At 68.7% G+C, this 26,381-nt stretch carries 23 protein-coding genes; 12 read left to right on the top strand and 11 right to left on the bottom strand.

The annotated features are described in order from the left end of the window. Positions 1-167 precede the first annotated feature (167 nt). Together cysS and rlmB are read left to right on the top strand one after the other, a co-directional pair. The gene (gene cysS / locus A3CU_RS0114500) at positions 168-1,556 is read left to right on the top strand and encodes a cysteine--tRNA ligase (protein WP_027942906.1); all 1,389 of its coding nucleotides are present in this window, start codon (positions 168-170) and stop codon (positions 1,554-1,556) included. Positions 1,557-1,562: 6 nt separating this feature from the next. Continuing rightward, complete coding sequence (gene rlmB / locus A3CU_RS0114495) at positions 1,563-2,519, top strand: 23S rRNA (guanosine(2251)-2'-O)-methyltransferase RlmB (protein ID WP_027942905.1); 957 nt, start codon at positions 1,563-1,565, stop codon at positions 2,517-2,519. Positions 2,520-2,605: 86 nt separating this feature from the next. Here rlmB and A3CU_RS0114490 read toward each other — a convergent pair whose 3' ends face one another. Then, positions 2,606-3,265, bottom strand: a complete 660-nt coding sequence (locus A3CU_RS0114490; protein WP_027942904.1) for a Crp/Fnr family transcriptional regulator — start codon at positions 3,263-3,265, stop codon at positions 2,606-2,608. Between the two features lie 465 nt (positions 3,266-3,730). On the opposite strand from A3CU_RS0114490, the gene A3CU_RS0114485 reads away from it, so the two are divergent. Further along, positions 3,731-5,161, top strand: coding sequence for an MBOAT family O-acyltransferase (locus A3CU_RS0114485; RefSeq protein WP_027942903.1), 1,431 nt, complete (start codon positions 3,731-3,733; stop codon positions 5,159-5,161). Between the two features lie 107 nt (positions 5,162-5,268). On the opposite strand, the gene A3CU_RS44810 is transcribed toward A3CU_RS0114485, so the two are convergent. The 4 genes from A3CU_RS44810 to A3CU_RS0114460 form a co-directional block, all read right to left on the bottom strand. Next, a complete protein-coding gene (locus A3CU_RS44810) occupies positions 5,269-5,910 on the bottom strand; it encodes a hypothetical protein (protein WP_043841114.1) in 642 nt (213 codons plus the stop codon). A gap of 63 nt (positions 5,911-5,973) precedes the next feature. After that, on the bottom strand, positions 5,974-6,318 hold the full coding sequence (locus A3CU_RS0114475; RefSeq protein ID WP_027942902.1) for a VOC family protein: 345 nt from the start codon (positions 6,316-6,318) through the stop codon (positions 5,974-5,976). Positions 6,319-6,639: 321 nt separating this feature from the next. After that, entirely contained in the window at positions 6,640-8,274 is a 1,635-nt protein-coding gene (locus A3CU_RS0114470; protein ID WP_027942901.1) for an APC family permease, read from the bottom strand. Between the two features lie 541 nt (positions 8,275-8,815). After that, complete coding sequence (locus A3CU_RS0114460; protein ID WP_052371723.1) at positions 8,816-9,949, bottom strand: coiled-coil domain-containing protein; 1,134 nt, start codon at positions 9,947-9,949, stop codon at positions 8,816-8,818. 229 nt (positions 9,950-10,178) lie between these two features. Between A3CU_RS0114460 and A3CU_RS0114455 the strand changes: the two genes are divergently transcribed. Together A3CU_RS0114455 and A3CU_RS0114450 are read left to right on the top strand one after the other, a co-directional pair. After that, complete coding sequence (locus A3CU_RS0114455; RefSeq protein ID WP_425388242.1) at positions 10,179-11,366, top strand: DUF445 domain-containing protein; 1,188 nt, start codon at positions 10,179-10,181, stop codon at positions 11,364-11,366. Positions 11,367-11,479: 113 nt separating this feature from the next. After that, complete coding sequence (locus tag A3CU_RS0114450; protein ID WP_027942898.1) at positions 11,480-12,790, top strand: alginate O-acetyltransferase AlgX-related protein; 1,311 nt, start codon at positions 11,480-11,482, stop codon at positions 12,788-12,790. Positions 12,791-12,825: 35 nt separating this feature from the next. On the opposite strand, the gene A3CU_RS44805 is transcribed toward A3CU_RS0114450, so the two are convergent. The 3 genes from A3CU_RS44805 to A3CU_RS0114435 form a co-directional block, all read right to left on the bottom strand. Continuing rightward, positions 12,826-13,764 carry a metal ABC transporter permease gene (locus A3CU_RS44805; protein WP_052371735.1) on the bottom strand — a complete coding sequence of 313 codons (939 nt, stop codon included), beginning with the start codon at positions 13,762-13,764 and terminating at the stop codon, positions 12,826-12,828. A gap of 64 nt (positions 13,765-13,828) precedes the next feature. Next, entirely contained in the window at positions 13,829-14,617 is a 789-nt protein-coding gene (locus A3CU_RS0114440) for a metal ABC transporter ATP-binding protein (protein WP_027942897.1), read from the bottom strand. After that, positions 14,614-15,510, bottom strand: a complete 897-nt coding sequence (locus A3CU_RS0114435) for a metal ABC transporter solute-binding protein, Zn/Mn family (protein ID WP_027942896.1) — start codon at positions 15,508-15,510, stop codon at positions 14,614-14,616. Before A3CU_RS0114435 ends, A3CU_RS0114440 begins: the two co-directional genes overlap by 4 nt. Positions 15,511-15,690: 180 nt before the next feature. Between A3CU_RS0114435 and A3CU_RS0114430 the strand changes: the two genes are divergently transcribed. From A3CU_RS0114430 to A3CU_RS0114420, 3 genes are all read left to right on the top strand, one after another. Next, the gene (locus tag A3CU_RS0114430) at positions 15,691-16,791 is read left to right on the top strand and encodes a LacI family DNA-binding transcriptional regulator (protein ID WP_027942895.1); all 1,101 of its coding nucleotides are present in this window, start codon (positions 15,691-15,693) and stop codon (positions 16,789-16,791) included. A gap of 52 nt (positions 16,792-16,843) precedes the next feature. Beyond that, positions 16,844-17,335 carry a beta-class carbonic anhydrase gene (locus tag A3CU_RS0114425; RefSeq protein ID WP_027942894.1) on the top strand — a complete coding sequence of 164 codons (492 nt, stop codon included), beginning with the start codon at positions 16,844-16,846 and terminating at the stop codon, positions 17,333-17,335. 79 nt (positions 17,336-17,414) lie between these two features. Further along, complete coding sequence (locus A3CU_RS0114420; RefSeq protein ID WP_425388244.1) at positions 17,415-18,299, top strand: HhH-GPD family protein; 885 nt, start codon at positions 17,415-17,417, stop codon at positions 18,297-18,299. 69 nt (positions 18,300-18,368) lie between these two features. On the opposite strand, the gene A3CU_RS0114415 is transcribed toward A3CU_RS0114420, so the two are convergent. Beyond that, entirely contained in the window at positions 18,369-19,106 is a 738-nt protein-coding gene (locus A3CU_RS0114415) for an alpha/beta fold hydrolase (RefSeq protein WP_027942892.1), read from the bottom strand. A 114-nt stretch (positions 19,107-19,220) separates the two neighbouring features. Here A3CU_RS0114415 and mhuD point away from each other — a divergent pair, with 114 nt between their 5' ends. Then, on the top strand, positions 19,221-19,526 hold the full coding sequence (gene mhuD / locus A3CU_RS0114410; RefSeq protein WP_027942891.1) for a mycobilin-forming heme oxygenase MhuD: 306 nt from the start codon (positions 19,221-19,223) through the stop codon (positions 19,524-19,526). Further along, positions 19,516-20,334 (top strand): SIR2 family NAD-dependent protein deacylase, encoded by an 819-nt coding sequence (locus tag A3CU_RS0114405; protein ID WP_027942890.1) that lies wholly within the window; start codon positions 19,516-19,518, stop codon positions 20,332-20,334. Before mhuD ends, A3CU_RS0114405 begins: the two co-directional genes overlap by 11 nt. Here the strand turns inward: A3CU_RS0114405 and A3CU_RS0114400 are convergent. Further along, positions 20,321-21,232, bottom strand: a complete 912-nt coding sequence (locus A3CU_RS0114400; RefSeq protein WP_027942889.1) for an endonuclease/exonuclease/phosphatase family protein — start codon at positions 21,230-21,232, stop codon at positions 20,321-20,323. The two genes, A3CU_RS0114405 and A3CU_RS0114400, sit on opposite strands and share 14 nt — an antisense overlap. Before the next feature lie 263 nt (positions 21,233-21,495). On the opposite strand from A3CU_RS0114400, the gene A3CU_RS0114395 reads away from it, so the two are divergent. Continuing rightward, complete coding sequence (locus A3CU_RS0114395; RefSeq protein WP_027942888.1) at positions 21,496-22,446, top strand: daunorubicin resistance protein DrrA family ABC transporter ATP-binding protein; 951 nt, start codon at positions 21,496-21,498, stop codon at positions 22,444-22,446. Then, positions 22,443-23,243, top strand: a complete 801-nt coding sequence (locus A3CU_RS0114390) for an ABC transporter permease (protein ID WP_027942887.1) — start codon at positions 22,443-22,445, stop codon at positions 23,241-23,243. Before A3CU_RS0114395 ends, A3CU_RS0114390 begins: the two co-directional genes overlap by 4 nt. Here the strand turns inward: A3CU_RS0114390 and A3CU_RS44800 are convergent. Next, positions 23,157-26,369 (bottom strand): AfsR/SARP family transcriptional regulator, encoded by a 3,213-nt coding sequence (locus tag A3CU_RS44800; protein ID WP_084143272.1) that lies wholly within the window; start codon positions 26,367-26,369, stop codon positions 23,157-23,159. The genes A3CU_RS0114390 and A3CU_RS44800 overlap by 87 nt on opposite strands. Positions 26,370-26,381 lie beyond the last annotated feature (12 nt).

Genomic DNA, 26,381 nt, shown 5'->3' with positions numbered 1-26,381 from the left:
GATCACCATCCGGCCGACTCCGGGCGTGAGCAGGTCGAACGCCGCTTGCCCGGCTCGGGGTCGGATATCCGGTCGATCCCCACGGAGAAGGCGCCGGGCGGGCGGCCGACCTGTGCTCGATCGGGTGCCGCCCGAGAAGTTCGCACCCCAGCCCGTACCATTTCAGAGTGGCCCTACACCTCTACGACACCGCGACCCGGAGCATGCGGGAGTTCCATCCCGTCCGCAGCGGAACGGCGTCGATCTACGTCTGTGGGGCCACCGTGCAGGGAGTCCCGCACATCGGCCACGTCCGCGGCGCGCTGAACTACGACGTCCTGCGCCGGTGGCTGCTCCACAATGGACTTGACGTGCTGTTCGTGCGGAACGTGACCGACATCGACGACAAGATCCTCACCAAGGCGGCCGACAACGGTTCGACCTGGTGGGAGTGGGCATTCCGGCACGAGCGGGCGTTCGAGGACGCCTACACCCGGCTGGGCTGCCTGCCCCCGTCGATCGCGCCGCGGGCGACCGGGCACGTCACCCAGATGATCGAACTGATGGAACGGCTCATCGAAACCGGGCACGCCTACGCCTCCGGCGGAGACGTGTACTTCTCCGTGAGCACTTTTCCCAGCTACGGAGCGCTGTCCCGCCAGCGGCTCGACGAGGTCCAGCAGGGTGAGACCCTCGCCGAGGGCAAGCGGGACCCGCGCGACTTCACGCTGTGGAAGAGCGCCAAGCCGGGCGAGCCGTCCTGGCCGACACCGTGGGGCCACGGGCGACCCGGCTGGCACCTGGAGTGCTCCGCGATGGCGACCGCCTACCTCGGCGCCGAGTTCGACATCCACGGCGGCGGCGTGGATCTGGTCTTCCCGCACCACGAGAACGAGCGGGCCCAGTCGCAGGCGGCCGGTGACCCGTTCGCCCGGTTCTGGCTGCACAACGCGTGGGTGACCCTGTCCGGCGAGAAGATGTCCAAGTCGCTGGGCAACGTCGTCGCCATCGATCAGATGCTGCAGCGCCACCGGGCCGCGGAACTGCGGTACTACCTGATCCAGCCGCACTACCGCTCGACCATCGAGTACTCCGACGGCGCGCTGTCCGAGGCGGCCCAGGCGTACCGCCGGATCGAGCATTTCCTGCACCGCGCCGGCCGCTCCGGGGTGATCACGCCCGGCGAGCCCGCTGCGGAGTTCGTGGAGGCGATGGACAACGACCTGGCCACGCCGACCGCCATCGCCGTGGTGCACAACGTGCTGCGCGAGGGCAACGCCGCACTCGAAGCCGGCCAGGACGAGCAGGCCCGGGCCGCGGCCGGTTCGGTGCGGGCGATGATGGGCGTGCTCGGGCTCGACCCGCTGGCGCCGGAGTGGGCGGAGTCGGCCGGCGTCGACGCCCCGGCCCGGCAAGCGCTCGAGGGCCTGGTCGAAGACCTGCTCGCGGAACGGCAGCAGGCCCGCGCGGCGCGTGACTTCCCCCGTGCGGACGCGGTCCGCGACCGCCTGCTGCAGGCCGGAATCACGGTGGACGACACCCCAGATGGCCCACTGTGGACAGTGAAGGACGCGTAATCTCAGATGGCTGGTAATTCCAGACGCCAGGGCGCGATACGCAAGCCCGGCTCGAAGAAGGGCGCCGTGGTCGGCTCGGGCGGCCAGCGGCGCAAGGGCCTGGAAGGCAAGGGCCCGACCCCACGTGCGGAGCAGCGCAAGGGCCATCCGGCCCAGCGCCGCGCCGCGGCCGCCGCCAAGGTGGCGCAGGCCAGGGACAAGAAGGCCGATGGCCCCGAGGTGATCGCCGGGCGCAACCCCGTCGTCGAGGCGCTGCGGGCCGGCGTGCCGGGCACGACCCTCTACGTCGCGCTGAACATCGACGCCGACGACCGGGTCACCGAGGCCGTGCGGCTGGCGGCGGACCGGGGCATCTCGATCCTGGAGATCCCGCGCGACGAGTTGGACCGCAAGACCAACCGGGCGGTGCACCAGGGTCTCGGGCTCCAGGTGCCGCCGTTCGAGTACGCGCACCCCGACGACCTGCTGGCGACGGCGCGCGACTCGGGTGAGCCGCCGCTGCTGGTCGCATTGGACGGGGTCACGGACCCGCGCAACCTGGGCGCCGTGGTTCGGTCGGCGGCCGCGTTCGGGGCGCACGGCGTGCTGCTCCCGGGGCGGCGCAGCGCCGGGATCACCGCCGTGGCCTGGCGGACCAGCGCGGGTACGGCGGCGCGCCTGCCGATCGCCGTGGCCACGAACCTGACCCGGCAACTGAAGGCGTGGGCGAACGAGGGTCTCATGATCGCCGGCCTCGACGCCGACGGCTCGATCGACATCGACGGCCTCGACCTCGCGGCGGACCCGCTGGTGATCGTGGTCGGGTCCGAGGGCCGCGGCCTGTCCCGGCTGGTCCGCGAGACCTGCGATGTCACGGTGTCCATTCCGATGGCAGCGGGCGTCGAATCGCTCAACGCGTCGGTGGCGGCCGCGGTCCTGCTCGCCGAGGTGGCCCGCCGTCGCCGGGTCGCCGGTCGCGTTTGAGGGCTTGGCCTCGAACCACCGGATCCCTGGAGCGGCGAACCCGCCGTCCGCATGTCCGGCGGGTTCGCCGGACATGCACCGACGACTCAGGCGTTGAAGGTGCGGAGCGCGTCGGGACGATGAATGGTCAGCCGCCGGCGCGCCGTGCTGATCACGCCCGCCTCGCGTAGCGTGCGCAGCGTGCGGGCGGCGGTCTCCCGGGACGCCGCGGTCATCGCGGCGATGTCCTGCTGGCTGATGCGCAGGTCCACCACCACACCCTCCGAAGTGGACACTCCGTAGCGCTCGGCGAGTTCGGCGAGCAGTTCGGCGATCCGGCCGGGCGTGCTGAGCTCGGCGAACTGCCGACGGCGCGCGTCGGCGGCACGCAGGCGACCCGTGATGACCCGCGACACGATCGTGGAGATGTCGGGGTGGGCCCGGATGATGCGGGCGAACCGCTCGACGGAAAGGGCCAGCGCGGTCACCACGTCGACCGCGACGACCGCGCCGGAACGCGGGGCGCCGTCCATCGCCGAGGTCTCGCCCACGATGTCGCCCGGCCCGCACACGTTGAGCACCACCTCGTGCCCGCCCGGCCAGGCCGTGGTGACCTTGGCCCACCCGGATACGAGCACCAGCACGGAGCGGTCCTGGTCGCCCTCGCACATCAGTGCGGTACCCGGGCGGAACCGGCGCACCTGGGCAGCGGCACGGACCGTCTCGCGCTGTGCCTGATTCAACATTTCCCAGAAATCGCCGGCCATCGCCACCCTCCCGCCGACCCCTGAAACGGCGTCTCCGGCCGTAACCCGAACGGCGGAGTCCCCGTGAAGATGGTATGGACAAAACGGCCAGACCGACAGCGGAAGCCTGCGTTACACCGGCGCTGGCCTCGGCCGATGCCGGACGTTTCAGTAACTGGCAATTCGACAGCAGATCGATTCCCCAAGCGTGAAAGCGCCTTCGCCGCGCGTCCTCGGATCGGATATCCGGGTCAGCTGACGCAGAACGAACTCGAATTCATCACCTGATCGGGAAGGACCACCAACGCCGCGGCGACCGTCCGGATGGCCACGGCCGCCCAACCGGGATGGTGGGGCCGACCAGGGCATCGCCGATCAAACTGTGCGCAGCGAGTTCGTCAACGATTACTGACATCGCGTTCAGAACGGTGCCCGTTTGGGTTAAGGTCAGCAGGCTTGTCCGTAACACAGGGGGCCCGCGCACCGATGTCTTTCGCTTCGCCACTGTTCCTGTGGTATTTCCTGCCGGCGGTGCTGGTCGCCGTGCTGGTGTTGCCGCGCAGCTGGCGCAACGGGGTCGTGGGCATCGGCAGCCTGGTGTTCTACGCCAGCGGCGCGGGGGCGTTCACCCTGCTGCTCCTGGCTTGCATGGTGGTGAACTTCGCCGCCGGCCTGGTCCTGGAGCCGGACCGGCCGACCCCGGTCAAGCGGCGGCGGACCCTGCTGATCGGCGTGCTCTGCTTCGATGTGGGAATCCTGGTGATCTGGAAGTACGCCGGGTTCGCCACGCAGCAACTCGACTTCCTGGCCCGGCTGTTCGGCGGGGACTTCCCGGTTACGCATCTCGCGCTGCCCATCGGAATCTCTTTCTTCACCTTCCACCACATTTCCTACGTGGTGGACATCTACCGTGGCGAGCGGAAACCGCTGCGCAACCCCGTGTCCTTCGTCACCTACATCGCGATGTTCCCGCAACTGGTGGCCGGGCCGATCGTGCGTTACCGGGAAATCGCCGACCAGCTCCCGCAGCAGCGTTCGCACCGCCTCGACGACATCGCCGCCGGCTTCCCGAGGTTCGCCCTCGGCCTCTGCAAGAAGACGATCATCGCCGACTCGCTGGGCCCGATGGTCGACGCCTGCTTCGCCACCCCGCCGGCGGATATGACGTTCAGCGTCGCCTGGCTCGGCGCCGTCGGCTACACGCTGCAGCTGTTTTTCGACTTCTCCGGCTATTCCGACATGGCCATCGGTCTCGGTCGCATGCTCGGCTTCCGCCTGCCGGAGAACTTCTCCCGGCCGTACTCGTCGGTCACGATCACCGAGTTCTGGCGCCGATGGCACATGTCGCTGTCCCGTTGGTTCCGGGACTACGTGTACATCCCCCTGGGCGGCAACCGGCTCGGCGCGGCGAAGACCTACCGCAACCTGTGCATCGTGTTCGTGCTGACCGGTTTCTGGCACGGCGCGAACTGGACGTTCCTGGTGTGGGGCTGTTACCACGGCGCCCTGCTGATCATCGAGCGCGCGTTCAACCTGGACCTGTCCCCGGCCGCGCGGCTCCCTCGCCTGGCCCGCCGGGCACTGACGCTGGTGCTCGTCGTGCTGGGGTGGGTGTTCTTCAAGTCCGCCGACATCGGGCACGCGCTGACCATGATCGGGCACATGTTCCTGCCGGACTTCTCCGGGCTGACCGACGTGGTCAACAGCGCGCTGACCAACCAGCGCGTCGTGATCCTGCTCGCCGCACTCCTCGTCGTCCTGCTGCCGACGCAGCCGGTGACCGGACCTCTGCTCGAGTCCTCCCGCAGCCGGCCCGCGATCAGCCTGCGCGTCGGCGTGATGACCGTCGGCCTGGCCTACGCCGCAATCCTCGTCGCCAACGGCACCTTCAGCCCGTTCCTCTATTACCAATTCTGACCGGCGGATCTAGTCTACCTGCCGGTTCCGGATCAATACCGTTTCTGAACCGTCGTTTTCCTGCTCGACGGTTCTCCCGGATTCTCCGGCATACGCTTCGGCTGGGGTTAGGTGGAGCCGGCAAGACCATCGACCGGAGCGTTGGCGGCGACGTGGACGAAGTGCGCGAGCAGTGGCAACTGCCGAGCGCTCTGGAAGAGTTTGGGGTCGGCGTTCCGTCCTTCGTGGATGCGCTGTCGGAGCGTGTCACACGCAGCGACCAGAGCGTGGTGATCGACGAGCGTGAGGTCCCCTTCGGCGAGCAGGCATGCGGTGACGTAGGCGTCGATCTCCGCGGCGATCGGGTCGCCGGTGGCCAGCAAAGCGGGTAGCCGACGGCATTGCCAGAACGCCAACGCGTGGAGGGCTCCCCGGCGGGGTGCGCCGTACCAGCAGCGTGGGCCTTGATTTGGGTTCGGCTCACGTGGGTGCGGACTGCGCTGACCGCGAGCCTTGGCGACCCGGCGGGCTGCGGCGTATCGGCGCAGCTCTGCGTGCCAGCCGGCCCGGCTGGCGGCGAGGGCGTCGAGCGCCCGCAGGAGTGCGGTCCCATCACGTTCGAACGGTCCCGCCAACTGCCGGAGGAAGCTCAAGGTCGCCTCGAAGCCGAGCGGCCGGTACAGCTGAACGCACGAGCGAAGCGCCGAGACCCGGTGCCGGTAGGGCAGCGTCGGGTTACGTACATGGTGACCGTAGGCGCTGAAGCTCACGCGATGAGGCTAAACCCGGCCGCACCGCCCAGGCCGCGTCGGGGACTCGTCGAGCATGTTCAGTCAGCAGGACATTAGCTCGATTCGGTTGCCTTCGGGGTCGGTAACGACGACCATCCGTCCGAGCCCGGGGATCTCCCAAGGGTCGATCGCGATGTTTGCGCCCAGGCGCTGCGCGACGGAAAGCGCCGCGTCGAGGTCTGCAACGGGGAAACAGGCGACCACTCCGGCCGGGTGGCGGTCGCCTTCGCCGGCCTGTCCAATTCCGCCGACAGGTGGCTGTTCACCGTCGCTAACCAGGCCATAGTCCATGTCTTGGTCAACCGCGATGTTCCAGCCGAGCAACTCGGCATAGAAGCGTCGCAGGGTCGGTGCGTCGGCTTCGCACCAAGCGTGGCTGAACGACATGACAACCGGCGAGGACGGCCGGGACGACGGCTGCGGGGTGATCTTCGCGGTGCACGCGCCCTAGGCTGCCACGGTCGAAATCTCCCAGAGCGGCTACGCAGGAGACGCACCGAAGGTGCATACCTGTGATCTGGCGAAACAGGTCGCGGCGGTCATGGAGCCGAAGCTACCGCCATGGCAGGGATAACCGGGCTTTCGCGCGGAGGTTTGTGCGGCGGCGTGCGGGTCGAGGGACGCGCGCATGATCAGGCAACTCGCAATTCGACCCGGAACTCGCTTGGCTGAGCCGGGGACACTGCATCCTCAAGCGGGGACACGGCGCTAGACCTGTAGTTCGACGCGTTCGGCCTCGACGGCATCGTGGACCTTGTGCGCGGGCTGCGCCTGGGTGATCGCCCAGTAGAAGATGGCCAGGTTGAACCCGATGACGACCGCGAGGTCTACCCATTCCGGCAACACCCCGATCTCGCCACTCGCGCCGTACCGGCCGAGGTAGCCGATCAGCAGGTTGCCGAGCAGCCAAGGCGGGATCCACACGGCGGAGCGCCACGCGACCTCGGGCCGGTCGGCGGGGCGCCGGCGCAGGTACGTGATGGCGAAGAGGAGCACGCCTGCCACGATCGCCACCATGATCTTCCAGGTGGTGTCGAACCCGGACCAGTAGATGACCAGGTTGGCCGCGACGAACCCGGCGGGAGCGAGCACGTGCGCCGCGGGAGTGCGGTAGGGACGCGGCCGGTCCGGGTCGCGCCGGCGCAGCGCGATCAGGGAAACGGGGGCGAACGCGTACATGATCGCGGTCGCCAAGGTGACCACGCTGACCAGTGACTGCCAGCTCGGGAACGGCAGGAACGCGATCTCGCCGACCACGAACGAGAGCAGGATCGACCACATCGGAACGCCCCGGATGCTGAGCTTGCCCAGTGCCTCGGGCAGCTGTTTGTCCTTGCCGAGCGCGTAGGACAACCGGGCCGATGTGCCGAGGTACAGCAGGCCGGTACCCGCGGGAGAGACGAATGCGTCCACGTAAAGGACGTAGGCCAGCCAAGCCGCTCCGGCGACGATCGCCAAGGTGGCATACGGGCCGAAGGCGCCCTTCTCGATCGGGTTGGACCAGCCACCGGCGACGCTGCCGGGGTCGAGCGCACCGATGAAGGCGACCTGCAGCAGCAGGTAAACGATTGTTCCGATGACCATCGCGGTAAGAATCGCGCGGGAGAGATCCCGCTGTGGATTGCGCGCCTCGCCGCCTACCTGTACCGCTTGTTCGAAACCTTGCAGGGCGAAGACCACGCCGACCGGCAACGCGGCGAAGACGCCGTGCGCACCGGCCGGTGCGAAACCGCCGCCCGCGGTGAAATTGCCGGGATGGAATCTCAAGTAAAGCAGCACGACGATGGTCAGTACCGGCACCGCCACCTTCCATAGGACGGTCGCGGAATTGCTTTCCGCCAGCATTTTCACGCCCACCAGATTGACGAACGTGAACACCGCCATCAGCACGGTCGCCCAGGCGAACCCGCTGAGGGTCAGCGTGTTGTTGCCGGGATGAAGGAGGTTCAGGTGCTCCTTGATCCAACCGATGTTGTCGAGGTATTGCAGGCTCGCCTCGACCTCGATCGGCGCCAGCGCCACGGCCTGCAACCAGGCCACCCAGCCGCCGGCGAACCCGGCCAGCGCGCCGAAGGCGATACGGGGAAATCGCGCCGTGCCGCCGGCGACCGGATATGCGGCGCCGAGTTCGGCATGGATTAGCGCGAGCGTCATCATGATGACCGCGGTCAGCGCCCAGGACAGAATCGACGCGGGCCCCGCGACCGTCGCCGCGTTCAGCGCGCCGAGCAACCAACCCGAACCGATGATCGACCCGAGAGACACGAACATCAGGCCGTAGAAACCAATCGACCTCTTGAGCCGTGGCGAGTCCGGATTCGCCGACCCAACCGATGTATCCATCAGCCTCCCCGGTTCCGGTTCACCGACAAATCCGCACCCCGCCGGACAAATTGGTCGGACGGCGGGCGCAGATCGCCATCCAACCAGCCCATCGTCACACCGATGTAGGCCATTTATTGCCGAGCGAGCGGCCGATGTCCTTCAGACGAAACGCGAGCAAGGCCTACCGGGAACCGGAACTCAGCAGCCTGAGACGGGGACACGCACGCCTGAAGCGGGGACACACGCGCCTCAAACGAGAACTCAGCCGCCTGAAGCGAGAACTCAGCCGCCGGAGACGGGGACACGCGCGCCTGAAGCGAGAACTCAGCCGCCTGAGACGGGGACACGCGCGCCTGAGGCGGGAATGCAGGGGGCTGAGGCGGGGACACGGCGCGGGGGCCGGGGAAGGTGGTCGGGCCGGCATGTTGCCGCACCGATGGACTTGGTGCGGCGACATGCCGGGTGATGGCCGGCGCCTTGGCGGGCCGTCCGGTCAGGGCCGGGTGGCCGGTCAGGGCCGGGTGGCCGGTCAGGGCCGGTGGGACGGGTACGACGCGATTCAGCCGGCCGGGACCTGCTCCTGGTCGAGGACCTTGAGAGCTTCCTGAAGGGCCTCGTTGGTGGCAGTGAGATGTTGCGTGACCCGCTGCCGGTACTCGAACGCCTGAGTACGGTTGTGCTCGGCCTCGGCGAGTTGACGCTCCGCGTCGGCAACGAGCGTGGACGCCCGCTCCTCCGCTTCGCCCGTCTGCCTGGCCAGCCGCGACTCGGTTTCGGAAACCTTGTTCGCGAGCGCCGACTCGGTCTCGGTGACCTTCTTCTGCAGGGCGGATTCGGTTTCCGTGACCTTCTTGTTCAGCGCCGCCTCGGTCTCGGTGACCTTCTTGTCGAGAGCCGCTTCGGTCTCCGTGACCTTCCGCTCGAGAGCCGATTCGGTCTCGGTGACCTTGCGCTCGAGAGCCGATTCGGTCTCGTTGACCTTCTTCTCCAGGGCCGCCTCGGTCTCGGTGACCTTCCGGGTGAGGGACTCCTCGGTCTCCGAGACCTTCGTCTGCAGGGCCTGCTCCACCTCGGCGGTCTTGCGGGCCAGCGCCTCGTCGGACGCCCGCTTGGCGGCGGCACGGCGCTCGGCCGCCTCGCTGTCGAGCCGGCTCCGCTCAGCTTCCGCCTCGGCGTTGAGCCGGCCGATCTCGCCCTGCGCCCGCTCCATCAGGTCGTCGTGCTCGTCCTTCAGCTTCGCGGTCAGCTGCTGGTAGTGGTTCTCCAGCTCGGCCCGGCGCTCGGCCATCTCCTCCTCCCGCAGGGCGACCCACTTCTCGGTCGACTTGCGGGTGTCCAGGGCGTACTTATCGGCTTCGGCGCGCAGCTGTGCGCACTGTTCCTCCGCCTTGGCGTGTAGCTCGGCGATCTCCTCCTCGGCGAGCGACATCATGGTGCGCACGCGCTCGGTCATGGTGGCGGCGCTGTTCGGGTCCGTCGCCATCCGGGAGAGCGCGGACTTGGTCTCGGCCAGTTCCTTCTGCGCGTAGGACAGGGCCTTGGTCAGCTCGGAAACCGAGGACAGGGCTTCGTCGCGGCTGCCGGCGAGCTCCTTCATCTCGGCGGCGAGCTGGGCGAGCCGTTCGTCGACCGGCGGGCGGTCGTACCCGCGGAAAACCAGGGGGAACTGGGGCGCGGTCGTGGAAGGTTCCATCGACTGAATGGGCTGTGGAGGCATGGCCGAACCTTAGTGGGTCCTCATATCGGTTTCCATACCGCCATTCGGCTGCTTCACCACGCATGGATGGACGACTGAGTTCCATCATCCAGAGTAGCCGAATCGACCGGTTCGACCACTCTCCGACGGTCCACTCAATGGAGTGAACCAGCCACGCGGTGCAAGCCCGCCGCAGCGCGTCACCATAGCGTCGTACTCTTCCGAAGTGGACTGGCCCCTGTACGTCGCGATCCCGTTCGTCGCCGCGCTCATCGGGTACGTCACCAAGCGCGTCGCGATCGAGATGATGTTCCGGCCGATCGACTTCGTCGGCATCAAGCCTTTCTTCGGCTGGCAGGGTGTGGTTCCCCGGCACGGCGGGCGCATGGCCGCGATCGCCACCGACCTGCTCACCGCCAACCTACTCGACTTCGACGAGATCTTCGCGCGGATCGAACCCGACCGGATCACGCGCGAAATCGAGCAGCCGTTGTTGCGTGCCATCGACGAGATCACCCGTGACGTCCTGGCCGAGACCCATCCGGCGCTGTGGGAAGCGCTTCCCGCGATGGCCAAGGAGCTGATCGTCAAGCAGTTGCAGGCGGGGTCACCGCGACTGGTCCGCCTGCTCATGACCGACCTGTCCGGCCATCTCGCCGACGTGCTCGACCTCAAGCACATGACCGTGCAGAACCTCACCCGCGACCGCGCGCTGCTGGTCCGGCTGATCCGGGAGACCTCCCGGCCGGAAATGTCCTTCATCGCCCGCTGCGGCATCTACTTCGGCTTCGTGCTCGGTCTGGTGCAGGCGGCGGTATGGGCCATCACGAAGAACCCGTGGGTACTGCCCGCCTTCGGCGGCTGTATCGGGCTGTTCACCGACTGGCTCGCCATCAAGCTGATCTTCGTGCCGCGCGAGCCGGTGCGGCTGGCCCGGTTCACGGTCCAGGGCAAGTTCCAGCGCCGGCGCGCGGAGGTGGCGCGGCAGTACGGCGAGCTGATCGCGCACGAGGTGCTCACCGTGCCGAACCTGCTGACCGCGATCCTGCGCGGACCCCGGTCGGACCGGCTGGTCGCGCTGGTGCGCCGGGCGGTGGCCAGGGCGATCGACGAACAGACCGGGCGCGTGGGCACGCTGACCATCGGCGCCGCCCGGCTGGCCGAGATCAAGGAGGCCGCCGCAACGCGGGCGCTGGCCCGCCTGCCGGAGACGCTGCGGCACGCCGAGGGTTACCTGACCGAGGCGATGGACGTCGCGAACATGGTGGAAGAGCGGATGCTCGCGCTCGCCCCACGCGAGTACGAGGGCCTGTTGCGGCCGGCGTTCCGGCAGGAGGAGTGGAAGCTGATCGCGGTGGGCGGCCTGATCGGTTTTCTGGTCGGCGAGTTGCAGGTTTTCCTCATGCTGCACTGACCGCACGTTCTTCGAAACGGAAGATGGGTACCCGTGGTCTTCGAAACGTGAAAGTGACCGTCATCGCGGGGAAAGCGCCCACAACCCGACGGCCGAGAGGATAACGTGTTGCCGTGGCGCAAGAGTCCCAACAGCTCCCCGCGGTACACGAGGCATGGCTTCCCAGGGAGCACGCGCTGCATCGCCCGCGGCATGGTGGCCGGCAGCTGATCGCGCTGATCTGCGCGGTGGTGTTCTTCGCGAGCCCAACCTTGATGTGGGTGTTCGGCGCCCGCCCCGCCGAGATCGAGAACCGCCGGCTGACCGGTTTCCCGAGCCTGGCCGACGGCTGGGGATTCTTCACCGGGCTGGCTTCGTGGGGAACCGACCAGCTGGTCTTCCGCCCGTGGGCGATCTCGGCCGCCGACGGAATCAGCGAAATGATCTTCGGTGAATCCGCGCCACACGACCAGAGTGGTACGAACAACGGCGGTCCGCTGCCCGGCAGTGCACCGCCCGCCGGGGCCACGACGCCCGCGCCCTCGAACGGCGGTTCGGGGCCGCTTGATCAGGCCGGCTACCGGCAGGTCGTGGAGGGCAGCGACGGCTGGCTCTACTACGGCCTCGACGCCGAAGCCAAGTGCGCGCCGACCCGGCCGCTGCCCGAGACGATCGCGCGGATCAGCGAACTGCGCAACATCGTGGAAAGCTCGGGGCGGAAGTTCGTGTGGGTGGTGCCCCCCGACAAGTCGACCATGGTGCCGCAGCACCTGCCTTCGAGCTATCCGGGCAAGGAATGCCAGCAGGAGGCCCAAGCACCCACCTGGGCAGCGCTCGATTCGGCCGGCATCGTGGACGTCCGTGCGGGCCTGCAGGAGGCCGAGCGGCAGGTGGGTCGCGCGGTCTACCCGCCCGACGACACGCACTGGAGCGCCGAAGGCGGGCTGGTCATGGCGGCCGCGCTGGCGAACGCGGTCCAGCCCGGCGTGACCCAGACCTGGACGTTCAAGGCGATCGGCAGCTACACCGGTTCGGCCGATCTGCCGCCGCTGCTCGGAAAGCACGGCGACAAGATGGAGGTCGTCTACGACCTTCGTCCGGACGGGGTCAACGACCGCGCCGGCAAGCTCATCGACATCGACACCCCGGCGGTCACGAACGTTCCGCCGGTCACCGGCCAGGTGAGCCAGAAGACCTTGGTGTACGGGGATTCGTTCACCAAGGCGTCCTCGCGCTATCTGCAGGGCGCGTTCTCCAACCTGACCATGCTTTCCTTCTCCTCCAACAAGATCAGCCAGGACCAGGCGATACAGCAGTTCGTCGACTCCGACGTGGTCGTGCTGGAAACGGTGGAGCGCAACGTCTCCGGCAGCTACCTGCCGTTCCTGAGCGACGACATGCTCAACGCACTACGGACGACACTTTCGGCACATCCGCTGAATTGACTGTGTGCGGGTAGCCAAACCGTGACAATCCGTTGTCAGGTGCCGATTGATCGCGGGGACGGCCTGCCTCCCCGCCCACGTGCCGCGTCGTTGTCTATCACCACGGGCACCGACCCTGCGTCTTTGAGCTGTCTCCCGACCCGCGCAGAGTCCCGGCGATAGGCGACGAAGCGGCAGATCAGGTAGATGAGGAACGAGATCGCGGTGACGAAGGCGCTTACCGGTGCGCCAGGCGCCAGCGACAGCACGATCCCGCCAAGCGCGGCCACCTCGGCGAAGACCACCGCCAGCACGGTCGCGCGCCACGGGCTCGCGGTCAGCCGGACGGCCGCCGCGGCCGGGGTGACCATCAGCGCGACCACCAGCAGCGCGCCGACGATCTGCACCCCGAGCGCGGTGGCGACGCCGACGAGAACCGCGAACACCACGGACAACAGGCGAGCGGGCACCCCACGCGCCGCGGCGACGTGCGGGTCGACACTGGCGAACAGCAGCGGCCGGTAGATCACGCCCAGTACCAGCAACACCACCACCGCGGCCGCTACCAGCACGATCAGGTTGGTGGTCTGGATGGACACGATCTGCCCGACCAGGATGCCGAACTTGTTGCCGGTGCGCCCCGGATAGAACCACAGCAGCAGGACGCCCAGCCCGAGACCGAACGACAGGATCGCGCCGATCACCGAGTCCCGTTCGGACTCACGGCCGCCGAGCAGGCCCAGCAGCAGCGCGGCGAGCACCGCGCCCGCGAGCGCCCCGTACTCCACACCGACGCCGACCAGGAGCGCGGCCGCCGCGCCGGTGAAGGCCAGTTCCGAAGTGCCGTGCACGGCAAAGGACATGCGCCGCATGACGATCAGCGGCCCCAGCATGCCGGCGACCAGGCCGAGCACGGCAGCCGCCAGCAACGCGGTCAGCACGAAGGGATAGCCCAGCAACTGCCAGGTCATCCCAAAGTCGAACAGCTTGTCCATTTTCGTCACCTTGGCGAGAATGTGTTGGAACTTGACACGCAAACCGCCTCACAACAGTTTCTGTTCATGATGCGGCGTGGTGGGGCTCGTCTTCGCAGAGCGCGATCTGCGTGCCGGCGACGTGGATCTGGCCGCCGACCCGGAACACGTCGACCTTCGTCCGGAACAGCTCGGACAGCGTCTCAGACGTCATGACCTCGTCCGGTGCGCCGATCCGGAACCGGCCGTCGACGAGGTACAGCACGCGGTCCACATAGGGCAGGATCGGGTTGATTTCGTGCGTCACGAACAACACCGCGGTGCCCGCTTCGCGGCGGCGCCGGTCGATCAGCTCGCTGACCGCCCGCTGGTGTGCGATGTCGAGGGAGAGCAACGGTTCGTCGCACAGCAGCACGTCGGGTTCGCCGACGAGCGCCTGCGCGACCCGCAAGCGCTGCTGCTCGCCGCCGGAAAGCTTGCCCACCGGCGATGCGGCATATGCCTGGGCACCGACCGCATCGATCGCCTCGGCCACGCGCCGTCGGCGCTCGCGCAGCCCGCCGAGACCGAAGCCCCAGCGGTGGCCGTCGAGCCCGAGCCCCACGAGGTCGACCCCGCGCAGGGTCACCGCCTCCTGCATGGCCCGCTGCTGCGGAATGTATCCGGGCGGGCGCCCGCTGGTGATGCGCACCGTCCCCGCCGACGGCTGCTGCAGGCCGAGCAACACCTTGAGGAGGCTGGTCTTGCCCGATCCGTTGGGGCCCAGGATGGCGACGAACTCGCCGGGCGAGACCTCGAGATCGAGCCCGGACCACAGGGTGCGGGAGCCGAAGGCGAGGCTCGCGCGAGTGATCTCCACCGCCGGCTTCGTCATCCGACCGCTCCCGCCAGCGCGTCGACCTGACCGGTCATCCAGGAAAGGTAGTCCGCGGCCCCGGCCGGCAGGGTCTCGGTCACGCCGACCACCGGCAAGCCGGCCTGCCGCGCCTCGTTCACGACCTGTGTGGTGGTCGGAGTGACCGTCTGTTCGTTGTTCAGCACGACCTGAATCTGCTTGCCCGAGATCAACTGGTTCACTTCCGCGAGCGTGGCCGGCGGTACGTCGGTCTCGTTCTCGATCGCGTGGGAGAACGCCTCAGGGGTGGCGTCGGTGAGCTTCGCGATCTCCACCAGGTATTGCGGCACGGGTTCGGTCATCAGCACCTTCGCATCCGGATGGTTCGCGCCGATCCCCGCCGCCTTGGTGGCCAGCGCGTCGACCTTTTCCTTGAAAGCGTTGGCATTGGCGGTGAAGGTCTGCGCGGCCTCCGGCCTGAGTTGGCCGAGTTGCGCCGCAACCTGGTCGGCGACCTTGTTCACGCCGGTGAAGCTGTACCAGACGTGCTCGTTGTCCTCGCCGGTGCCGGCGATGTCGACGGCGACCAGTTTGCGGGCGTTGGGCGCCTGCTCGGTGAGTTTGGTGAAGAAGTCGTCGTACCCGCCACCGTTGCCGAGGGTCAGCTCGGCCTGTCCGGTCGCGACGACGTCGCCGGGTGTCGTCTCGTACGAGTGCGGGTCGGCCGACGGGTCGTGGATGATCGAGGTGACGGAAACCTGGTCCCCGCCGACCGCGGAAACCACGCTTCCCCAGACGTCCGTGGACGTGACCACGCCGATCTTTCCGGTGCCCGGCGCACCCGAAGTGTTAGCACCGCCACATGCCGTGAGGGCAAGGGACAACACCGTCACGCAGGCAAGGACGAGTGTGCTGGGCTTGCGGAAACTCATCTGACACTCCTGAGCAGGGCAGTTGAACCCTGTCGCCTTATTGGAAATGATTTTCGAGTTCACCATACCTCATCGGCGACGAAACGCGCGAACGCTGCCGTGTCGCCTCGGGCACGCTGTGGCGGCGAGGCGTACGACCTCGGTCTTCTGGATTTCGTTCTGAACCGTTACGGTTCCTGTATGGGTCGTCCTATACGCATGAGGCGACAGGCGACGTTGGCGTCGCTCGCCGCGGAACTCGGCGTGTCCAGGACAACCGTGTCCAACGCGTACAACCGCCCGGACCAACTGTCCCCGGAACTCCGCCGTCGTGTGCTGGAAACCGCACGCCGTCTCGGCTACCCCGGTCCCGACCCGGTCGCACGCTCACTGCGCACCCGCAAGGCGGGCGCGGTCGGCCTGCTACTGACCGAGAACCTCTCCTACGCCTTCCGTGACCCGGCCGCCATCGGCGTGCTCGAAGGACTCGCGCTGGCCTGCGAAGGCGCGGGAGTCGGGCTACATCTCGTGCCGGCCAGTCCCGGCCGGGACGACGTCGCCGCCGTGCACCGGGCCGGAGTCGACGGTTTCGTCGTCTATTCGGTCCCCGACGACGACCCGCACCTGGCCGCGGTGCTCGCGCGGCCGGTCCCGACCGTGGTCATCGACCAGCCGCGGGTCGAGGGCGTGGACCGGGTGGGCCCGGACGACGCCGCCGCCATCACCGAACTGGCCGACCATCTGGTCGGACTCGGTCACCGGAAGGTCGGCGTCCTGTGCATGCGGCTGGCCCGCGACCGCAACGACGGGTTCGTTCCGGTGGAACGGCAGCAGAACGCGCACTTCCACGTGCAGCGCACCCGGTTGGAGGCGCTGGCCAAGGCGTTCGCCAGGGTCGGCGTGGACTGGGCAGAGGTGCCGGTCGTCGAGCGCTTCGACCACACCGTGGACGATGGTGCCTCCGCCGCCCGGCAACTGCTCGACTCCTACCCGCAGGTCACCGCGCTGATCTGCACGTCGGACATCCTGGCTCTCGGCGCGCTGGCCGAGGCCGAGCGACGCGGTCTGCGGGTGCCCGCGGACCTGACCGTCACCGGGTTCGACGGAATCGCCGAGGCCGAGCGGGCCGGGCTCACCACGGTCCACCAGCCGGTGCTGGAAAAGGGCCGCGCGGCGGGCAAGCTGCTGCTGGCCTCCGCCGACCACGGCGCGCCGCGCGTGATCACCCTGAACACCGAGCTCCGGATCCGCAACACCTCCGCGCCACCGCGGACCATGGAGGAGCACTGGTTCGGCCCGTGACCAGCGCGACGCACCCCTTGCGGCAGTGATGGCGGCCCGCTCAAATAGACCTATGACCGCCACGGACGTTCTGCTCAAGCGCTACCACGATGCCGAAACCGGACTCCCCGGGGACCGCTCGTCTCCCAACCCTTCCCTGCACGTCAGCATCCTCACGTGCATGGACGCCCGGATCAGGGTGTTCGAGATCTTCGGGCTCATCCAGGGCGAGGCGCACATCCTGCGCAACGCCGGTGGTGTCGTCACCGACGATGTGATCCGCTCACTCGCGTTGAGTCAGCGCAAGCTCGGCACGCGCGAGGTGATGATCGTCCAGCACACCAACTGCGGCCTGTCACTGGTCACCGAGGACGACTTCAAGGACGAACTTGAGGCCGCGACGGGCCTGCGGCCCACCTGGGCGGTGGAGGCGTTCCGCGAGGTCTCCGACAGCGTGCGGCGGTCGATGCAACGGGTGAAGCGCAGTGACTTCCTGTTGCACACCGACAAGGTGCGCGGGTTCGTCTACCACGTGCAAACCGGTGAACTAACCGAAGTGCTGTGACAAGACTGTTTCGAAGCGGCCCAGCACCACCCTCGACGCACGCGGTCCGTACGGCAGCTCCTAATCTGTGGCGGTGTCCATCGACGCCGAGACTCTGATCGACTGGTTCGACGATTGCGGGCGTGACCTGCCATGGCGGCACGCGGAGTGCACTCCGTGGGGTGTGCTGGTCAGCGAGATCATGCTGCAGCAGACGCCGGTCGCACGCGTGGAGCCCGTCTGGCACGAGTGGATGGCACGCTGGCCGGCGCCCTCGGCGCTCGCCGCGGCCAGTCAGGGCGAGGTGCTGCGGGCCTGGGGCAAGCTGGGCTACCCGCGCCGGGCGCTGCGCCTGCACGAAGCCGCTACGGCCATCGCCGCCGAACACGGCGATGTCGTCCCGTCCGATGTGGACGTACTGCTCGCGTTGCCGGGCATCGGCGCGTACACCGCGCGCGCCGTCGCCGCCTTCGCGTACGGCAAGCGGGCTCCGGTCGTGGACACCAACGTCCGCCGTGTCGTGGCTCGCGCGGTGCACGGGGCCGGGGACGCGGGTCCGGCGTCGAACACGCGGGACATGGCCGATGTGGCGGCGCTGCTGCCTGTCGGCCAGGGCCGGGCGGCCCGGTTCTCCGCGGCGCTGATGGAACTCGGCGCGTTGGTCTGCACCGCGCGTTCGCCGCGCTGCGCCGACTGCCCCGTGCACGAGAGGTGCGCGTGGCAACGAGCGGGCCGCCCGGCCTACGCGGGTCCGGCCAAGGCAGTGCAGAAGTTCGCGGGTACGGACCGGCAGGTTCGTGGCCTCCTGCTGGACGTGCTGCGTGGCAGCGAGGGACCCGTGTGGAAGGAAAGCCTCGACGTGGTCTGGCCCGACGCCGGCCAGCGTGACCGTTGCCTCGACTCGCTCCTGGTGGACGGGCTGGTCGAGCAGGCACCGGACGGCCGCTTCGCCCTCCCCGGCGAAACAGGACAAGGTGTTTCATAAGCGGCGAAGCCGCTTGCGGTGAGGCACGCACTTGCACCGCTACCCGCACCGCCACGCAAGCCACAACGTTTACAGTGCTTCGGCCAGGAATTCCTCGACGGCGGTGCGGTACTCGTCCGGCGCGGTGTCGTGCACGACGTGCCCGGCGCCCGTGACGATGAGGTGCCGGCCACCGGGTACGCGCGCGGCCAGCTCCGCCTGCTGGCCCGGTGGCATCGCGGTGTGCTCGGCCTCGATCACCAGCAGCGGGCACGCGATACGGTCCACAAAGGACCAGTAGGCGCGGCGTCCCCATTCCCCGGCGATCTCGTACAGATCTTCGAGATCGGCCATGAGGTGGTAGCCGTCGGCACGCTCGACGACACACTCCGCGAAGTAGTTTCCGGTGTCACCAAAGAATTCCCGCACGTGCGCCAGCGACTGGAACGGCACCGGCCAGGACTCGAAGTACCCGCGCCACGCGTCCACCGTCCGGCCCCGCTGGTCCGGCGCCATGTCCTCCACCACGACCGCGCGGACGAGTTCCGGATGCGTCGCGGCCAGTGCCAACGCGTGCAGGCCGCCCATCGAATGTCCGATCAGCACGGCCGGTTCGCCCAGCGGGCGCACCAGTTCCGCCGCGTCGGCGACGAACCGTTCGGTCGTCCACGGGCCGCCGCGGGGTCCTCGCCCGTGCCCGCGCGCGTCGAAACCGAGCACCTTGCCGTGGCGGGTGAGCCACTGGGCGACGCTCCACCAGGTACGCGCACGGCCCATCAAGCCGTGCAGCAACACGATCGGCTGCCCTTGCCCGCCGAAGTCGACCATCACGGGTTCATTGAACCTCGGTTGGCCTCAGCTGTAACGCTGAGGTGAGTAGGCTTTGTAGCTGCGTTCGCCGACCGCGTGTCTTGAATAACAATTAGTGAGTAGGCTGGTCACATGGCAGTGGTGAAGATCAACGCTATCGAGGTGCCCGAAGGCGCCGGCCCGGAGTTGGAAAAGCGCTTCGCCAACCGGCTGCACGCGGTGGACTCTCAGCCCGGCTTCCTCGGTTTCGAGCTGCTGCGCCCAGTTGCCGGGGAGACCCGCTATTTCGTCTACACCAAGTGGGAGTCCGAAGAGGCCTTCCAGGCATGGGCGAGCGGGCCGGCCAAGGACGCCCACGCCGGGGAGCGGGCGAAACCGGTGGCCAGCGGGGCAAGCCTGCTGGAATTCGAGGTCGTTCCGCTGGACAGTGTCCGGTAGCGATCCGCTGACTCAGGCGGCCGAGCTGATCCGGAGCGCGGACGCGGTGCTGGTGTGCGCGGGCGCCGGGATGGGCGTGGACTCCGGGTTGCCGGACTTCCGCGGAAACGAGGGGTTCTGGCGGAACTACCCGCCTTACGCGCGGCTCGGGCTGAGCTTCGCCGAGGTGGCCGACCCACAACATTTCGCCGAGGACCCGGAACTGGCCTGGGGCTTCTACGGCCACCGGCTCGACCTCTACCGGGCGGCCGAGCCGCACGAAGGGTTCGAAATCCTGCTGAAGTGGGGAGCCCGCCGGCCGTTGGCCGTGCTCACCTCGAACGTGGACGGTCACTTCACCAAGGCCGGTTTCCCGCTCGTCGCCGAGGTACACGGCTCGATCCACCACCTGCAGTGCGTGAAACCGTGCGGCCCGGACATCTGGCCCTCGGACGAAGTGGGGCTGGCCCTCGACGACGACATGCGCGCGAAGCCGCCGCTGCCGGAGTGCCCGCACTGCGGTGCCCTCGCCCGGCCCAACATCCTGATGTTCGGCGACTTCGACTGGGTCTCCCACCGCAGTGACGGTCAGCTGCGCGAGCTGACCGAGTGGCGGCGGAAACACTCGCGCCCGGTCGTCATCGAGATCGGCGCCGGCAAGGCGGTGCCCACGGTGCGTCGTTACGCCGAACTCGCCAGCGCGGCCACCGGCTGGCTCGTCCGGATCAACCCGCGCGACCCGGAAATCCGGCACGGTCGCGGGATTTCGCTGCCCTACGGCGCCCTGGAAACCCTCACCGCGCTCGACGCGCGACTCAAGGAAGAGTGAGTTCGGCGTAGACGGCGTGGTGGTCGGAGTCCGGCACCTCCAAAACGCGGTACGCGTTCACCGTCACCCGCGCATCGACCAGAATGTGATCGATGGTCACCGGTGGCAGGAACCCACGTGACGGCCAGGTCGGTGAGAATCCCGAGCCGGTGCGGTCGGCCGCATCGGTGTAGCCGGCGTCGAGCAACCCGCGGAACGTCGCGTGGTCGAGCGTGGCGTTGAAGTCGCCGGCGAGGATCCGCACCGGCTCGCCGGGCCTTGGCAGCCCCGCGATCTCGCTCTTCCAGGTTCCTGCCGAGGTGGTCGGGGGAAGCACGTGCACGGCGACGACCTCGATCGCCACCCCGCCGAGGTCGACCCGCGCGCTGGGCTGGCGAAGCATGGACGGTCCGGTCAGGTTCAGCTCGGTGAGCGGATAACGGGACGCGATGCCCGACCCCACGCCATTGGACACCGGCTGGAACACCCGGTAGGGCAGCAGGTCGAACAGGCCCGCCCGCTCCAGCTCACCGGCCTCCCGTGGCGTCAGCTCCAGCAGGTTGAGCACGTCGACCCGATGCTCCCGCGCCAGGTCGACGATCGCCTTCGCGTCGGCGCGCCCCAGGTAAAGATTCGACGACATGATCCGCAACTGCCGGCCGGCCGCCGGTGGCTGCTCGGTCGCGGGCACCATTCTGGGCAGCAGGGCGGCCACCAGCGCCACCGCGACCGCCACCGTTCCGGCGCCGATCCACCAGTGCCGCGTGGCCAGCGCCACGATGCCGAGCACCATCCCACAGGCCGTCCAGTACGGCGTGAGCGCCAGCAACGCCGCCGTGTAGCGGTTGCCATCGACTCCGAAGAGCCGCAACGCGGCCAGCGCCAGGAACAGCACGGCCAACACTGTGAACACAAGCATGCGCACAGTGTGCTTGCCGCTTGTTTGTGCGCTGCGAGTAGGGGCGTCGGTCTTGCTTACTGTCACGCGATCACTCTTACCCGAGGCTCACTGAGAGCTTGTCCCGGAGCCGCCGGGTCCCTGGTAAAGGCAAGTCCTCGCTACCCGCCCTCCGGGCCCGAACAAGCACTGAGATCACGGCACAGGCCGCTGTGCGTGCGCTGGCAGCGATCTGCCAGCCGCGAGGAGCATCTTCGACCTCACGCGACTACGAGGAGGACGAGATGTCGCTGGCTATCCAGGCCGAGGGCCTGGTGAAGCGGTTCGGGGAGACCGTCGCGTTGAACGGGGTCGACCTCGAGGTGCCGACCGGCAAGGTGGTCGGTGTGCTGGGCCCGAACGGGGCCGGCAAGACAACGATGGTGCGGATACTGGCCACTCTGCTGCGACCGGACGCCGGGCGCGCCACCATCGCCGGATACGACGTGGCGCGCGATCCCGTGCAGGTGCGCGCGGCCATCGGGCTCACCGGGCAGTACGCCTCGGTGGACGAGGACCTGTCCGGCACGGAAAACCTGGTGCTCATCGGGCGGCTGCTCGGGTTGTCCCGGGCCGGCGCACGGGCACGCGCGGACGAGTTGCTGGCGCGGTTCGAGCTCTCCGAGCCGGCGGGCCGCGCGGCGAAGACCTACTCCGGCGGTATGCGCCGTCGGCTGGACCTGGCGGCGAGCCTGGTCGGCCGTCCGCAGGTGCTGTACCTGGACGAGCCGACCACCGGGTTGGACCCGCACGCGCGCATCGAGGTCTGGAACGTGGTGCGCGGGCTGGTCGCGGACGGCTCGACCGTGCTGCTCACCACGCAGTACCTCGACGAAGCCGACCAGCTCGCCGACCGGATCACGGTGATCGACCACGGCCGCGTGGTCGCCGAAGGGCGCGCGGACGAGCTCAAGCGACGAGTCGGCGGGCAGACCGTGCAGGTGCGGCCGACCTCGCCGGCCGATGTCGACGCGGTGGCCCGGATTCTCGCCGAGCTGACCGGGGTCGAGCCGGCGGCGGACCGGGACATCGGGTTGCTCACCGCGCCCGCACCCGATCCCGTGCTGCTGTCCGCACTGGTTCGAAGGCTGGACGCCGCGGGGATAACGGTGGACGAACTCGCGTTGCGCCTGCCCAGCCTGGACGAGGTTTTCCTCGCCCTCACCGGAAAGCCCGCCGAGGAGGTGCCCGCATGACTGCCGCGATCGTTGACCTTCCCCGGCGGATCAGCCCGGCCAAGGCCGTGCAACACGGGTTCTCCCTCGCCTGGCGAGGGGCGCTGAAGATCCGCAAGAATCCCGAGCAACTGCTCGACGTGACCGTGCAGCCGATCCTGTTCCTGGTGATGTTCGTCTACCTCTTCGGTGGCGCGATCGCCGGTGGCACCGGCGACTACCTGCAGGCCCTCACGCCCGGGTTGATGGTGCAGAACATCATCATGGCCAGCATGTCCGCCGGGGTCGCGCTGAACACCGACGTCAGCAAGGGCGTGTTCGACCGGTTCCGCAGCCTGCCGATCGCCAGGTCGGCGCCGCTGGTGGGCGCGGTGCTCGCGGATCTGGTGCGCTATGCCGTGGCGCTCGGCGTGTTGCTGATCATGGCGACGATCATGGGTTTCCGCATCCACACCAATCCGCTCGCGGCGCTGGCCGCCTGCGCGACGATGGTGCTGGCCGGGCTGTGTTTCTGCTGGATGTCGGTGTTCGTCGGCATGCTCATGCGCACGCCGACCGCCGTGCAGGGCACCATGATCGCGTTCGTGATGCCGCTCACCTTCGGCAGCAACGTGTTCGTGCCGGCCTCGACGATGCCCGGCTGGTTGCGGGCATGGTCGGACATCAACCCGGTCAGCCTGCTCGCCGACGCCATGCGCGGCCTGCTCACCGGCGGTCCGGTCACGGGTCCGCTACTCGGTGGCTTCGCGTGGATGGCCGGGATCGTCGTGGTTTTCTTCCCGCTGGCGATGCGCGCCTACCGCAGGCGGGTGGCCTGAGTTGAATTCGGCCAACAGGAGCCGGCCCGCGTCCGAACGGGACAGCCCGGCGCCGCGACGGTAGGTGTCCACATAGGACTGGTCGCCGAGTTCCGCACGGAGCGCGGCGACCAGTTCACGTAACTCCGGGTCACCGGCGTCGAACGCGCCCCGCAGTGCTTCGGTCATGCCGAGCGCCCACGCGGCCAGTGCCGGGTTTCCTTCGAGGTGGAACAACTTCGCGGCGGTCATCGCGGTTTTGGCAGCGTCCGGCATGTCGTGGCGCTCCGTGGTGGACCGCAGCACCAGCGGCAACCTGGCTCTCGCCTCCGGCGCGTCGCCTTCGGAAATCGCGAGCGCGGCGGCCGCGTGGGCGACCCACTCGGCGCCCATGTTCGCCGGCAGGCGAACCAGCGACAGGTCGGCCTCCAGCCCGTCGAGCAGGTCGTGCGCCTGGGCGAAATCGCCGCACCGGCGCGCCACCTCCAGCCGGAAGAACCGTGCCATCGCCTGGTATCGGGGGTCCCCGCTGTCCGTCGCCATGGCCTGGGCTTCCTCGATGTCACGCCAGGCACCCGCCGCATCGCCCATCCGCATGCGTTCGAGCGCCAGCCGGAACAGCTGGTGGCCGACGTCTTCGCTCGCGGCCAGTTCGCGGGCCATCGCCACACCATCGGTGAGGTTTTCGATCGCCTTCTCGTGCTCGCCGCGCAGGGATCGGACATCGGCCAGCATGACCAGCGAGTTCGAGCTCCCCCAGCGATCGCCCACGGCGCGGAACCCCTGAAACGCCAACTCCTGTGCCCGCTCGCTGCCCGCGAAATCACCGCGATCGGCGAGGATGAATCCCTCGGCCCAGTGCCCGCAGGCACGCGCCCACGGATCCGGGCTCGCCAGGATCCTGCGCAGCTCCCGCTCGGCCAGTTCCGGCTGCCTGCCGAGAAAGCAGAGCATCGGGATGCCGAGCGCGAGTACCGGGTAGTGAGCCGTCGCGTCGGTGCGCAGGCATTCCTCGACATACGACCGGATGTCGAGGTCTGGCTGGATAACCGGCATGGCTCCGATCAGGACGCGCAACGTCGCAAAAGCAGCGACAGCGTGCTCGGGAATCCGGTCCCGCAGCCGGAGAACCTCCGCGAGGAACTCCGTGGGCTGCTCGTCCATGCCCTTGACGACCCAATACCAGAGGAGGGATCCCACAAGCCGGTAGGTGATTTCGGCGTCGGACTTCTCGATCGCGCGCCGCAACGCGGTGATCAGGTTGTCGTGCTCGGCGTCGAAGGCCGCGATCGCCCGGAGTTGGTCATGGGTGCGCAGCTTCGGCTCGTGTTCCTCGGCAAGGCTTGTGAAGTACTCGCCGAACCGCCGCGCGATGGCCTCGCGCTCGCCCGCTTCGTCGAGCCGCTCCCCCGCGAAGACCCGGATGGTCTCGAGCATCCGGTACCGGGAACCAGCGGCCACGGTGTCTACAATGGACTTGTCGACCAGCGAGCCGAGCACGTGGAGCACGTCCGCGACCGGAAGCGACTCGTCCGCACAGATCGCTTCGATCGCGGAAATCGTTGCCGGGGCGGGAAAGACGGCCAGGCGGCGGGCGAGCACGCGTTCCGGCTTCTCCAGCAGGTCCCAGCTCCACTCGACCACCGCGCGCAGGGTGCGCTGCCGGGGCAGCGCGACCCGGCTGCCGGAAGTGAGCAACCGGAACCGATCGTCGAGACGCTGGGCGATCTGCCCGGCGCTCATCGAGCGCAACCGAGCCGCCGCGAGTTCCAGGGCAAGCGGCATCCCGTCGAGCCGTTGGCAGATTTCCGCTACCGCGCCACCGGTTTCGCCGTCCGGCACGAAGCCCGGCCGCACCGCGGCGGCCCGGTCCGTGAACAGTTGCACGGCTTCCGGCTGCGCCAGCGGCCCGAGCTGGCAGAGCACCTCACCGGGAATGGCCAATGGTTCCCGGCTGGTGGCCAGGATGCGCAGGTTCGGCACGCGGCCCAGCAGCTCGTAGACGAACTCGGCGGCGGCTTCGATCACGTGCTCGCAGTTGTCCAGCACCAGCAGGCTTTCGCCGCCGCCCAGCAACTCCGTGATGCGGTCCAGGACGTCGACGGCTTGCGGCACCGGCGAGGCAATCAGGCGTATTTCCGGCGCGTCGAGCGCCCCCAGTACTGCCCCGCTGACGTCGCCACCGTCGCGCACACCGGCGAGTTCCACGAACCACACCCCTCCGCGCTCGTGTGCCGGATGCCGGACCGCGGCCTCGACCGCCAACCGGGTCTTGCCGGCGCCACCGGGGCCGACGAGCGTGACCAGTCGGGCGCTCGTCAACGACTGTCCGATCAGGCCCAGTTCCCGCCCGCGCCCCACGAAACTGGTCAACCGTGCCGGCAGGTTCTCCTGCCTGGCCACCCGAGGCCGGCCCAGTTCACCGCGCAGCACCGCGAGATGGACCTGCGCGAGCTCGGGCGAGGGGTCGACGCCCAGTTCGTCGGCAAGATCGGCACGGAGCCGCTCGTACACGCGAAGCGCCTCCGATTGCCGCCCGGCCGCGTAAAGCGCGCGCATGCGCAGGCCCGCCAGCCGTTCCCGCAGCGGGTACTTCGCGCCGCTCTCCTCCAGATCCGCCAGAACGTCGGCGTGGTGACCGAGTTCCAGCTCGGCTTCGAACCGGTCCTCCAGCGCGGCCGCCCGAAGGTCCGCGAGTCTCGCGGCGGGCGGCTGGGCGAACGGAGCTTCGAGGACGTCGGAAAGGGCTTCGCCCCGCCAAAGTCCCAGGGCCTCGGTCAACGCGTCGGTTGCCTGGCCGAAGCGGCCCGCGGCGAGTTCACGCCGCCCGTGCGTGGCCAGTTCCTCGAACCGGTGCGCGTCGATGTCGCCGGGATCGAGCTGGAGCCGGTATCCGCCGGCGGTCCCGACCAGCAGCGTCGCGTCGCCGAGAACCTTGCGGAGCCTGGACACCAGCGACTGCAACGCGTTCCCGGCATCTGCCGGAGGATCGGCGCCCCACAAGCCGTCCACCAACGCGTCCACGCTCACCACCCGGCCGGCGTCCAGCGCGAGCCTGGCCAGCAGCATGCGCAGGCGGGCACCCCGGATCTCGATCGGCCCCCCACCGTCGGAGAGGAGGACCGGTCCGAGGATCGAGACTCGCAGCACCTGAAGATG

This window comes from Amycolatopsis taiwanensis DSM 45107 (assembly GCF_000519205.1).
GTDB lineage: Bacteria > Actinomycetota > Actinomycetes > Mycobacteriales > Pseudonocardiaceae > Amycolatopsis_E > Amycolatopsis_E taiwanensis.
The sequence above is the reverse complement of the archived record's forward strand: the minus strand, read 5'-3'. Positions and strand labels throughout refer to the sequence as shown.